Genomic DNA, 12,214 nt, shown 5'->3' on the forward strand with positions numbered 1-12,214 from the left:
CTTTGAGGATCCCATCCAATCCCACATTCATGCGCGGCGCAGATACCTTCACGGGAAGCTTGTTCACTATGCGGAGGCTGGAGGATTTCGTGCCGCAGTCCCATCCGCTGCGCTCGATCCGGACTATGGCCAACCAGGCGCTGGTGAAGATGGACCGGCTGTTCGCGCAGATGTACGAGGCCGATATCAAGGGTGGCCGCCCCAGTATCGCGCCGGAGAAGTTGCTGCGGGCCATGCTGCTGCAGGTGCTCTACAGCATTCGCTCTGAGCGCCAGCTCATGGAGCAGACGCAATACAACCTGCTGTTTCGCTGGTTCATCGGGCTGTCGATGGACGACTCAGTTTGGGTGCCCACGGTCTTCACCAAGAACCGCGAGCGACTGATCAAGCATGATGCGGTGATCCAGTTTTTCAACGAGGTGCTGGCCATCGCGCAGAAGAAGAACTGGCTGTCGGGTGAGCACTTCAGCGTGGACGGCACGCTGATACAGGCGTGGGCAGGCCACAAGAGCTTCGTGCGCAAGGATGGCGACGACCAAGACGATGACGCCGGCGGCAACTTCAAAGGTCGCAAGCGCAGCAACGAGACACACGAATCCAAGACCGATCCCGATGCCAAGCTCTACCGCAAGGGCAAGACATCCAGTGAGCTGCGCTACATGGGTCATACCCTGAGCGACAACCGCCATGGCCTGGTGGTTAGCGCCATGGTGACCAAGGCGGACGGACACGCCGAGCGGGAGGCCGCAAAGGTCATGCTTAACGATGCCAGGCAGGTGATTGAAGACCTGAATGTGGAAGTCACCGTGGGCGCGGACAAGGGCTATGACGCGCACGAGTTCATTGAGGCCTGCCTGGAAATGAAGGTGACGCCCCACGTGGCGCAGAACACATCGGGTCGTCGCTCGGCCGTTCCTGATGCCATTGCTTCCAGCGCCGGTTATGCCGTCTCGCAACAAAAGCGCAAGCTGATCGAACAGGGCTTCGGGTGGGTCAAGACCGTGGGGCGCATGCGTCAGGTGATGGTGCGCGGTCTGAAGAAAGTCGATCAGATGTTTGTGCTGAGCATGGCCGCCTACCACATCGTGCGCATGCGCTCGCTGGGACAAATCCGTCCGCAGTTGCAGTAATCCCGCTCTGACTCCGGCAGTTCGTGGCGCATTGGCACGCGGGGAAGCGCCGGGTCCAACGGCTTGCGGCCGCGCTTCTTGCGCTTGTGACCGGCCACCTCAATCTCTGGCGTACCTTCTTCTTCCTGTGCCGGAAGTGTCGCCGCCGTTGGCGCCAGCGTCTCGGCTTCATTGAGGAACAGGTCCTTCTGCTGCGATCCCCGAACCTCGCTCGTGGCGCCGAACAGCTTGCGCTGGAAGGCCTTGAGCCTCTCGAGCAGCAGGTCACGCTCGACCGTCACCACGCGCAGTTTGCCTTTGAGCGCATCGCGCTCCTTGGCGGCATTGCGCAAGAGCTGGAGTTCCGCGGCGGTAATCGTGACAGGCGTTGACGACATGGCGGATTTGACCGTCGATGTCATGCAGCGTTCACACGGCCCGTTGGTAATGTCGCGGCGGGTGCCGCTGGACGGCACTGATGTCGATGCCGTCCAGCAGCCAGTGAAGTTGCTCGACCGAGAGCGTCGCCACTGCCGCCCCACGCGGCCAAGCAAAACGGTCTGCCTCAAGTCGTTTCAAAAAGAGCCAATATCCGTTCCGGTCCCAGCCAAGCAGCTTGATCCTATCGGCTCGTCGATTGCGAAACACGTAGACCGCTTGTGCGAACGGATCGAGCCCCAGCGACTGCTCGACCAGCGCCGACAGACCATTGATACTCTTGCGGAAATCCACAGCTTCCCGGTGCAGGTAGACCTTCAGCCCTTCGTCGAAGCGGAACATCAGCTCGCCCCCAACGCTTCGATCATCGCCTTTACGAGTTCACCGTCACGCTCACCGCATGCGAGCTCAATCGCTACGCCGTTTGGCAACTTCGCACTCAGCAGCGCGACTGATCGCGACGGCTGAGGTTGCGGTTCAACTGCCACGGCCGTCGTGCGACGCGGCGCAGTGACCACAGCTTCGACTTCAGGGGATCGGATTCCCTGAACAACCGGCACGAACGCCGCCAGCGAACCGTGTTCCACTGCCCTCGATTCCCGATGCAGCCGAATCCATTTGCGCAGTTGATTGGCATTGACTTGAGCCTTGAGCGCCATGCCTGCCACCGATGCGCCAGGCCGAAGACACAGCTCAATCAAACGCCGCTTGGCCACCGGCTCGTAATCGCGTTTCCCATTGCGCCGGACACGCACTACTCGCAGTGGAAAGCAGTCAACATCAATATCGTCAGTGATCATGGTTTGCGTCCGCAAAGTGTTTGCGGACGCAAGCCTGCCAAGACTCACCCTACAAAACTAGGACGCCGTTTCTCGGTCGCTTACGTCATCCCCTTATACGGAAGTAGGACCGTCTCCGCGGCGAGGCTTGGAGCTTGAAGTCCCGGGAATTTCGAGGTAAGGGGGTTGTTAACTTCGCCAGACTCGCGTTTACTCTCGGATTTTCGCGCAGCAATGAGCAACGAGTCGGGGGCATGGGTGGACGAGGAATTCGAGAGTCTGGATCTTGGTGATCCGGGGCGGGATCGGCGCGCCAAGGAGCTGCTCAAGCGGTTTGCGGCTCTGCCGACGGCGAGCATCCCCGGCGCATGCGATGACTGGTCGCAAACCATCGCGGCATATCGGTTTCTCGGCAATGAGCAGATCGATTGGCGGGACGTAATGCAGCCGCATTGGGAGCGCACTGCAGCGAGGGCCGCGCAGTTTCCGGTGGTGCTGTGCATCGCTGATACAACCGAATTGAACTTTAATGGCCAGGAGATCGACGGGCTGGGTCCGTTGACCTATGAAGCCCAGCGGGGCATGTTTTTGCATCCGACCTACGCGGTGACGCCTGACCGCGAGCCGCTGGGGGTGATCGATGCCTGGATGTGGGCTCGGGAGCCCAAGGACGCCGATGGCAACCGGGGCGGGATCAAGGAAAGCGTACGCTGGATTGAAGGATATGAACGGGTTGCGGAGCAAGCCGCGCTATTGCCGCAGACACGGCTGGTGTATATGACAGACCGCGAGGGTGATATTGCCGAGTTGATGGCGCGCGCCCAGGAACTTGGCCAACCGGCCGACTGGTTGATCCGCAGCCAACACAACCGCAACCTGGCCGAGGGCGGCAAGTTGTGGGATAGCGTCGACGCCAGCCCGGTACTCGGGGAAATCACCTTTATCTTGCCAGGGCGAGCAGGCCAGAAGGCGCGCGAGGTCAAACAGGAACTACGCGCCCAGCGTATGAAGCTGCCGGGTCTGGTCGGAGCGGAGTTCACCTGTGTGGCGGCAAGGGAGATCGAAGCGCCCGCAGGCGTCAAGCCAGTGGTTTGGCGATTGGTGACGAACCGAGAAGCGCAGGACGCTGATGCGGTCAACAAACTTGTTGAATGGTATCGGGCAAGGTGGGAGATCGAGATGTTCTTCCATGTCCTGAAGACCGGCTGCAAGGTCGAGGCGCTACAGCTATCGCACATGGATCGTGTGGAGCGGGCCTTGGCGTTGTATATGGTGGTGGCATGGCGCATTGCCCGCCTGATGCGGTTGGGCAGAACCTGTCCGGATCTGGATGCGTCGCTGTTCTTCGATGCCGACGAGATTCGGGGGGCATACGTGCTCTCCAAGAAAGCTCGCCCGAAGACACCGGTCACACTCAATCACATGATTCGGTTGGTTGCTTCCCTGGGCGGGTTCCTTGGGCGGAAGAACGATGGCGAGCCCGGCGCCAAGACGATCTGGATCGGCATGCAGCGAACCATGGACGCCGCGCTCACTATTCAAACACTGAGGGAAGAGTCATGACTTCCGTATAAGGAAATGGGTCTTAACGGCGTCTTTTGTGAGGATTTACTTTGCTCGTTTGGCACATCGCTTGGATGGTGCACTTCCACGGGAATGGCCATTCAGTCCGAATTTATGGGCCAACTGCGTGAGTGCGATCATTCCCAAATGGCCTATCAGGAATACGATTTTCTTCTACCATGGCGTACCCAGCTCAGCAACGAGAACACGCGATGTCATATTTCTCTTTTCGATGACCGTTGAACACCCAAGCTGCCACCGGGTCCGATGACAACGAGACCAAGACACTCTAATTTCTTGGATATCCCAAAAACAGGGCGACATCTATTCTGCCTTGAGGGTTTTCGTAAAGTAAACCGGGTCGACGTGAGTCATAACGTTGAGTACGCGATGGTGCTCCATCGTGCGCCGCCGGGCATCGACGGCAATCGCATGGCCCTGTGCCACTGTCAGCGTGGCCTCGACTTCAAGATGGACATCAACGAGCACCTGGTCGCCCATCTTGCGGGTGCGCAGGTCGTGCAAGCCGAGCACGCCGGGCGTGCCCAGCATGGTGGCGCGAATGTCGGCGACGGTTACTTTGTCGGCGGCGCGGTCCATCAGGTCATTTAGAGCGTCCCAACTGAAGCGCAGTCCCATGCGCGCGACCATCAGCGCCACTACCATTGCCGCGATCGGGTCGAGGCTGTGATAGCCGAGCAGGTTGCCGGCGATGCCAAGCGCCACCACCAACGATGAAGCCGCATCCGAGTGCGCATGCCAGGCATTGGCTACCAGCATGCTCGAACGGACCCGCCGCGCCACGGCCAGCATGTAGCGGAACAGCAACTCCTTGGATGCCAGCGCGACCACTGCCACCCAAAGTGCCATTGGCTGAACCGGCTGTGGCCCGGCGGGATGCTGCAGCTTGCCCAGTGCTGCCCACAGCATGCCCGCCGCCGCCGTCAGCAGCAGCACACCCAGGACCAGCGACGCTGCTGTCTCGAACCGCAGGTGTCCATACTGGTGATCGGCATCCGGATCCTTGCTGCTTTGCGCTCCGGCGGCCAGTACGACAAAGTCTGAAAGTAGGTCGGACAGCGAATGTGCGGCGTCGGCAATCAGCGCCTGCGAGCCGGAGATGATGCCGGCCGCCCCCTGGGCGATGGTCAGGCCGATATTGACCGCCACGCTGACAAGCGTGCTGCGCCAACCGGCGCTGTAACGCGCCTGTGCGTCAGTCGGCCTTCTGGCGTCGTTTTCGGGTAGTTCGGGACGCATCTGGTGAATTTCGATTTGGTCCTGGAACTATAGCTCAAAGCGACAGGAAGTAGATCATCACGTATTTGTGGTGACGAAAAAAGTCCTGCATTGGCTGGGCTACACCTCTGCTTTTAAAAGATTGATCCTTGAAGCGATTTCCCAATTCTAGTCTTTTCCCTTTAAGGCTTCTTTGACCACGCGAAAACACCGAGCAGCACAAGCAAAGAAAATGCGAATCAGTACACCATCCACAAGCGCGAAGGATCTCCTGCCTGGTGCGGGAGGTGGGTCAAAAGCAAGCCGATCAGCCAGACAAGCCTCCACGCAGACAACAAACCTGTCGCCGTAAGCTGCGTCCGCGGTCGCGATAGATTGTCATACTTCCACTTGATTGGCTTGAAGTCATCCCGGAATGTGATTGGCGACAACGTTAGTCAAGAACGCAGCGAACTGATCGCTGGTAGGGACTGTCAGAAAATTTCTGTTTAGGGCATAACATGTCGCCAAGTAGCACTCAATGAGTGCGCAACACCGCAGCGTATCTGTCGCATCCACTGCGTTGTCCGTTCTTGCCAAGGCTCTGACCTGATCAACAATGTTGAAGAAGAGAGTTAGCTCCTGCAGTTGGAAGCCGACTGTGCATAGAGCGTCATCCGGATACAGGCGAATCGTGAACCTGTAGGGACGATAATGAATCTCTTTCAAGGTGTTCGGCGGGATTGAAATTGACCTGGGCCAAATCTAATTCAAATTATCGAGTCGGTCCATTTTTTCTGCACTAAAATGATACCAGACGTCAGCGCTTTGCAACGCTGGAGGTTACCACCCACTCAAGGCATCCCCTTATACGGAAGTAGGACCGTCTCCGCGGCGAGGCTTGGAGCTTGAAGTCCCGGGAATTTCGAGGTAAGGGGGTTGTTAACTTCGCCAGACTCGCGTTTACTCTCGGATTTTCGCGCAGCAATGAGCAACGAGTCGGGGGCATGGGTGGACGAGGAATTCGAGAGTCTGGATCTTGGTGATCCGCGGCGGGATCGGCGCGCCAAGGAGCTGCTCAAGCGGTTTGCGGCTCTGCCGACGGCGAGCATCCCCGGCGCATGCGATGACTGGTCGCAAACCATCGCGGCATATCGGTTTCTCGGCAATGAGCAGATCGATTGGCGGGACGTAATGCAGCCGCATTGGGAGCGCACTGCAGCGAGGGCCGCGCAGTTTCCGGTGGTGCTGTGCATCGCTGATACAACCGAATTGAACTTTAATGGCCAGGAGATCGACGGGCTGGGTCCGTTGACCTATGAAGCCCAGCGGGGCATGTTTTTGCATCCGACCTACGCGGTGACGCCTGACCGCGAGCCGCTGGGGGTGATCGATGCCTGGATGTGGGCTCGGGAGCCCAAGGACGCCGATGGCAACCGGGGCGGGATCAAGGAAAGCGTACGCTGGATTGAAGGATATGAACGGGTTGCGGAGCAAGCCGCGCTATTGCCGCAGACACGGCTGGTGTATATGACAGACCGCGAGGGTGATATTGCCGAGTTGATGGCGCGCGCCCAGGAACTTGGCCAACCGGCCGACTGGTTGATCCGCAGCCAACACAACCGCAACCTGGCCGAGGGCGGCAAGTTGTGGGATAGCGTCGACGCCAGCCCGGTACTCGGGGAAATCACCTTTATCTTGCCAGGGCGAGCAGGCCAGAAGGCGCGCGAGGTCAAACAGGAACTACGCGCCCAGCGTATGAAGCTGCCGGGTCTGGTCGGAGCGGAGTTCACCTGTGTGGCGGCAAGGGAGATCGAAGCGCCCGCAGGCGTCAAGCCAGTGGTTTGGCGATTGGTGACGAACCGAGAAGCGCAGGACGCTGATGCGGTCAACGAACTTGTTGAATGGTATCGGGCAAGGTGGGAGATCGAGATGTTCTTCCATGTCCTGAAGACCGGCTGCAAGGTCGAGGCGCTACAGCTATCGCACATGGATCGTGTGGAGCGGGCCTTGGCGTTGTATATGGTGGTGGCATGGCGCATTGCCCGCCTGATGCGGTTGGGCAGAACCTGTCCGGATCTGGATGCGTCGCTGTTCTTCGATGCCGACGAGATTCGGGGGGCATACGTGCTCTCCAAGAAAGCTCGCCCGAAGACACCGGTCACACTCAATCACATGATTCGGTTGGTTGCTTCCCTGGGCGGGTTCCTTGGGCGGAAGAACGATGGCGAGCCCGGCGCCAAGACGATCTGGATCGGCATGCAGCGAACCATGGACGCCGCGCTCACTATTCAAACACTGAGGGAAGAGTCATGACTTCCGTATAAGGAAATGCGTTCAACATCCCGGGCGTCAAGGGCTTGGCAGTGATGCTCGGCCGCACAGCAGTCTTTGCGAAAGTTAGACCAGTCCGAGTCGGCGAGTCGACGAAATCTAATGTCACGCCATCCAATAGAAGACGGCTTTCGGCCGGCAAGAAAAGGCGAACACCTTTGATATCCATCTCTTCGTCGCCTACGTGTGGCTCGGCCTCAGCGCTGAATTCTGCATCATGTTCAGAGCACGCGCCAACGCTAACGCACAGCCGAAAGCCAGCACCAAGTGGCACGCCGGAAAAACGCACCACACAACGCATGAATTCAGCCGCGGTAGCCGTAACAGTTAGGTTAGGTTAGGTAGCATGGTATTGATTCCCACAATATGATATTTGCCGACATTGCGCTGCCCAAAGTTGGCCGCAAGATCTTGCATACAAGCCAATACACCCTGCTTATGCTTTAGGCTCAAGCTGCATCTGTTTGACCTCGGACATGATGTTCTTTATGGCCTCAGCCTAGTGAAGGCCCTCAAATGCGAAATCCATGCCACCGCTTAAAATGGGTTCTTCGAAGAATTCCGTGGGCCTAACAGGCTGCTGAAGTACTCATCGCGCTAGCGATGAGTTTTTCCCCGCAAGGCGGGGAGCGCTGTTTTTCACAATCCGGAAGCCGGACGTCACTGCCTCGGCTTTTTCCGCGTTTTGGCGCCCATTCCGGCCTCATTAGCGCGATTACTGCAACTGCGGACGGATTTGTCCCAGCGAGCGCATGCGCACGAGGTGGTAGGCGGCCATGCTCAGCACAAACATCTGATCGACTTTCTTCAGACCGCGCACCATCACCTGACGCATGCGCCCCACGGTCTTGACCCACCCGAAGCCCTGTTCGATCAGCTTGCGCTTTTGTTGCGAGACGGCATAACCGGCGCTGGAAGCAATGGCATCAGCAACGGCCGAGCGACGACCCGATGTGTTCTGCGCCACGTGGGGCGTCACCTTCATTTCCAGGCAGGCCTCAATGAACTCGTGCGCGTCATAGCCCTTGTCCGCGCCCACGGTGACTTCCACATTCAGGTCTTCAATCACCTGCCTGGCATCGTTAAGCATGACCTTTGCGGCCTCCCGCTCGGCGTGTCCGTCCGCCTTGGTCACCATGGCGCTAACCACCAGGCCATGGCGGTTGTCGCTCAGGGTATGACCCATGTAGCGCAGCTCACTGGATGTCTTGCCCTTGCGGTAGAGCTTGGCATCGGGATCGGTCTTGGATTCGTGTGTCTCGTTGCTGCGCTTGCGACCTTTGAAGTTGCCGCCGGCGTCATCGTCTTGGTCGTCGCCATCCTTGCGCACGAAGCTCTTGTGGCCTGCCCACGCCTGTATCAGCGTGCCGTCCACGCTGAAGTGCTCACCCGACAGCCAGTTCTTCTTCTGCGCGATGGCCAGCACCTCGTTGAAAAACTGGATCACCGCATCATGCTTGATCAGTCGCTCGCGGTTCTTGGTGAAGACCGTGGGCACCCAAACTGAGTCGTCCATCGACAGCCCGATGAACCAGCGAAACAGCAGGTTGTATTGCGTCTGCTCCATGAGCTGGCGCTCAGAGCGAATGCTGTAGAGCACCTGCAGCAGCATGGCCCGCAGCAACTTCTCCGGCGCGATACTGGGGCGGCCACCCTTGATATCGGCCTCGTACATCTGCGCGAACAGCCGGTCCATCTTCACCAGCGCCTGGTTGGCCATAGTCCGGATCGAGCGCAGCGGATGGGACTGCGGCACGAAATCCTCCAGCCTCCGCATAGTGAACAAGCTTTCCGTGAAGGTATCTGCGCCGCGCATGAATGTGGGATTGGATGGGATCCTCAAAGCAACGCTTCAGCCAGTCGTCGCGCTGACGTCCGCTGGAGGTATTTCAGCGGCCTGCTAAGTTGCCACATTCGGTAAGCTACTGCCTCCTTCGTTGGCACAGGGCTCAAAATTGCTGTGTTACTTGGTCCCACAGCTTGCCGCCGCCAGGCAAGGTGTTGTGATTGTGCTGCGAGCGCAATAGCCAATCCGCCGGGTGGCCCAACTCCCTTGCTTTGACCATCAGCGCCCATGATGTCCGATTCCAGTGAGCTACATAGATGTCAACGCCGATTTAAATTTGACCCACTTTGGCAAGAATCGCCGAAGTAAAACTGACCCACCTGGCTCCCGTCAGCCAGCCGCCTTGGCGGCGGCTCGGCCGTTCGTTTGACCTGCCCGGCGCTTGTCCTTGAGCCGGTAGCTTTCCCCTGTAATCTGCACGATATGGGCGTGATGCAGGAGCCGGTCGAGCATCGCCGCCGTTAGCGTCTGGTCGTCGGCAAAGGCGGTCGCCCATTGCGCAAACGGCAGGTTGCTGGTCAACACCATCGAACCCCGCTCGTAGCGCTTGGCGACGACATTGAAGAACAGGTTCGCCTCTTCCCGCCCGAACGTCAGGTAGCCGATTTCGTCGACCACCAATAACCTGGGTCCCATCACGGCCCGATTGAAGTACTCGCGCAGCCGCCCCTGCTGCCGCGCAGTCGCTAGTTGCATCATCAGGTCAGCCGCCGTCAGGAAGCGGCTCTTGATGCCAGCCTGCGTCGCGCGATAGGCCAGCGCCGTCGCCAGATGTGTCTTGCCGACGCCGGACGGCCCGAGCAGCACAACGTTCTCGGCGCGCTCGATAAACGCCAGGCTGCCCAACTCCTGTATCTGCATGCGCGGTGCGCCGCTGGCGAAGCCGAAGTCGTACTGCTCCAGCGTCCTTACCGACGGCAGTGTCGCCAGCTTGGTCAGCACCTGACGCTTGCGCTCCTCGCGGGCGGCAACCTCGGTGTTGAGCAGCCGCTCCAGGAAGTCGGCCAGACTGGCGTCCTCGGTCGCCACCCGCTGTGCCAGCGACCCCCACTCCAGCGCCACGCGGTCTAGTTTGAGCTGGCCGCACAGGTTGGCAATGCGCTAGTGCTGCAGGTTCATGCCGCCACCTCCAGCAGGCTGTCATACACGGCCAGCGGATGCTGCAGGCTCTCGCGCGGGATGGGGCGCATGGGCCTGCGTACAGGCAGCGGTCTGCCCGCCTGCGGTAGCGGCAGCAAGGCCTCTTGCTCGACGGCAAGGCGCACCACGGGGCGCTCGCCAGTGGTGGCATGAACCCGTATGTTGGCCACCTCCGTCAGCCAGCGGCCAATGTACTGGTTGGCGGCCTCGACATCCAGCTTCAGCCCGGCTTGTTTGAGCGTGGCGGCCAGCGGCACGACAAAGCTCTCCTTGAGATAGCGATTGAAGCGCTCGACCTTGCCCTTGGTCTTGGCGCGATAGGGACGGCATACCTTCAGTTCGAAGCCATACCGCTCGGCCTGCGCCAACAGTTCCCGGTCCCAGCGATGGCGGCCATCGCCGTGCGCGTCGCGCTCGACGACCACCGACTTGGCGTTGTCGAACAGGATGTGCTCGGGCACGCCGCCGAAGAAAGCCAGCGCCTCTTCCAGACAGGTGCATAGCGTGGCGGTGTCCTCGCCGGCCGTGAAACGCACGAAGCTCGCGCGGCTGTAGCCCAGCGTCGCCACCAGTGCCAGCAGTGGCTCGCGCCCGCGCCGAATGACTGTGAAGTCGGCCTGCATTTGCTTGCCAGGGGCCGTCTCGAAGCGCACCAGCGGCTCGGGCTCGGCGCTCTTATGCGGCGCCAGAAACACCTCGAGCTGGCTGACGCCACCGTCGTAGCCGCGTTCGCGCAACTCGCGTAGCAGCACGGTCGCCGGAATCCAGCGCGGGCGTGCCGCTTCGATGCGCTCCAGCAAATAGCCGTGGTGCGGCGCAAGCTTCGTTGCCCTGAGCTCACGCGGCCTGTACCGACCCGCGTGTTCGTGGCCCAAATAGCGCCGCACCGTGTTGCGCGACAGACCCGTCTGCCGGTGCTATCTCCCTCACCCCCGCACCTCGTTTCGCCAATACCCTGATTTCCACTGCTTGCTCCTGTGTCAGCATCGGCGGCAAATCCGCCATCCTCCACCAGGTGGGTCAGTTTTACTTCGGCGGGGTGGGTCAGTTTTACATCGGCGCTAACACATAGACAAGTCGTGTGGCTGGCAGTGCGGCCGCCTGTTCCGCGACCCGCTCATATCCTTCGATCCAGCGGGTACTTTCCTTGATGCTGGGGCGCACTCCATCCGCACTCTTCGGCTCGCGTGCCCACATGTAAGCATAGAGCACGCCAGGCGGTTCGCGCGATGGCGATACAGCGTAAGTCGGCCAAGACAGTGATAGTCTGACCGTTAAAGTCCAGTTCCGTAGTGTCTTGGATCCAGAGCACCACTTCGCATGCCCGCATCCGCTCGGCCTAACTCTGGCAGTGGGGCGCCAGAATATCGCGCCAGTCCAGTTCATCCTGCGCCAGGAAGCGGTACGCCGCAGCCGTTTCCGCCCAGCCGCCGCATGCGCTGGGTATGCTTGCCGTCGGTTTCTCTGCGATGCTATCGCTAGCTAGCAGCACCGCCCGCTTGTTCAGGCGCTAGTCGCCCAAGTCAATGTCCTTGAATTCTGCCGCCGCCCAACTCGTTGCCTCTCCCTGCATGTGCCGGTCCATTTGGGGGTTGGGCCCCCAAGCGTTACGCATGTGGTTTTCTCCGCCTTACGATCGTTCACCTGGTCATAGAATGCATGATGCGGTAGACGAACCTTTTGTCGAAGTGCAGGATATGCCACTGAAATGAAAATCCCGCATAATTCTCAAGCTGCAATTATCATCAACATGTAGAGTGCCTCTTAGGGCTTAAGACCTACTGAAG

8 protein-coding genes and 3 pseudogenes are annotated in these 12,214 nt (G+C 59.6%); 3 read left to right on the forward strand and 8 right to left on the reverse strand.

Going from position 1 to position 12,214, the window contains the following annotated elements; genetic code table 11:
• The first annotated feature begins 29 nt into the window (after nt 1-29).
• Complete coding sequence (locus RALTA_RS27630) at nt 30-1,130, forward strand: IS5 family transposase (protein ID WP_012354609.1); 1,101 nt, start codon at nt 30-32, stop codon at nt 1,128-1,130.
• Here the strand turns inward: RALTA_RS27630 and RALTA_RS29510 are convergent.
• The 3 genes and pseudogenes from RALTA_RS29510 to tnpA all read right to left on the reverse strand — a co-directional run.
• Nucleotides 1,103-1,507: pseudogene (locus RALTA_RS29510) on the reverse strand (transposase domain-containing protein); the annotation flags it as partial. The gene RALTA_RS27630 and the pseudogene RALTA_RS29510 sit on opposite strands and share 28 nt — an antisense overlap.
• Nucleotides 1,508-1,538: 31 nt before the next feature.
• Nucleotides 1,539-1,889, reverse strand: a complete 351-nt coding sequence (gene tnpB, locus RALTA_RS27640) for an IS66 family insertion sequence element accessory protein TnpB (protein WP_012354445.1) — start codon at nt 1,887-1,889, stop codon at nt 1,539-1,541.
• Nucleotides 1,889-2,347 (reverse strand): IS66-like element accessory protein TnpA, encoded by a 459-nt coding sequence (gene tnpA / locus RALTA_RS29515; protein WP_081479541.1) that lies wholly within the window; start codon nt 2,345-2,347, stop codon nt 1,889-1,891. The genes tnpB and tnpA overlap by 1 nt, the downstream gene beginning before the upstream one ends.
• A 213-nt stretch (nt 2,348-2,560) precedes the next feature.
• On the opposite strand from tnpA, the gene RALTA_RS27645 reads away from it, so the two are divergent.
• A complete protein-coding gene (locus RALTA_RS27645) occupies nt 2,561-3,889 on the forward strand; it encodes an IS4 family transposase (protein ID WP_012354611.1) in 1,329 nt (442 codons plus the stop codon).
• A gap of 324 nt (nt 3,890-4,213) precedes the next feature.
• Here RALTA_RS27645 and RALTA_RS27650 read toward each other — a convergent pair whose 3' ends face one another.
• The gene (locus tag RALTA_RS27650) at nt 4,214-5,149 is read right to left on the reverse strand and encodes a cation diffusion facilitator family transporter (RefSeq protein WP_012354613.1); all 936 of its coding nucleotides are present in this window, start codon (nt 5,147-5,149) and stop codon (nt 4,214-4,216) included.
• Between the two features lie 945 nt (nt 5,150-6,094).
• Between RALTA_RS27650 and RALTA_RS27655 the strand changes: the two genes are divergently transcribed.
• Nucleotides 6,095-7,423, forward strand: coding sequence for an IS4 family transposase (locus RALTA_RS27655; RefSeq protein WP_041232863.1), 1,329 nt, complete (start codon nt 6,095-6,097; stop codon nt 7,421-7,423).
• A 733-nt stretch (nt 7,424-8,156) separates the two neighbouring features.
• Here RALTA_RS27655 and RALTA_RS27660 read toward each other — a convergent pair.
• The 4 genes and pseudogenes from RALTA_RS27660 to RALTA_RS29540 all read right to left on the reverse strand — a co-directional run.
• Complete coding sequence (locus tag RALTA_RS27660) at nt 8,157-9,257, reverse strand: IS5 family transposase (RefSeq protein WP_012354616.1); 1,101 nt, start codon at nt 9,255-9,257, stop codon at nt 8,157-8,159.
• A 360-nt stretch (nt 9,258-9,617) separates the two neighbouring features.
• The gene (gene istB / locus RALTA_RS27665) at nt 9,618-10,385 is read right to left on the reverse strand and encodes an IS21-like element helper ATPase IstB (RefSeq protein WP_232348037.1); all 768 of its coding nucleotides are present in this window, start codon (nt 10,383-10,385) and stop codon (nt 9,618-9,620) included.
• A 17-nt stretch (nt 10,386-10,402) separates the two neighbouring features.
• A pseudogene (gene istA / locus RALTA_RS27670) lies at nt 10,403-11,414 on the reverse strand (IS21 family transposase).
• A gap of 78 nt (nt 11,415-11,492) precedes the next feature.
• A pseudogene (locus RALTA_RS29540) lies at nt 11,493-11,934 on the reverse strand (transposase DNA-binding-containing protein); the annotation flags it as partial.
• Nucleotides 11,935-12,214 lie beyond the last annotated feature (280 nt).

It is taken from the genome of Cupriavidus taiwanensis LMG 19424, assembly GCF_000069785.1.
Taxonomy (GTDB): domain Bacteria; phylum Pseudomonadota; class Gammaproteobacteria; order Burkholderiales; family Burkholderiaceae; genus Cupriavidus; species Cupriavidus taiwanensis.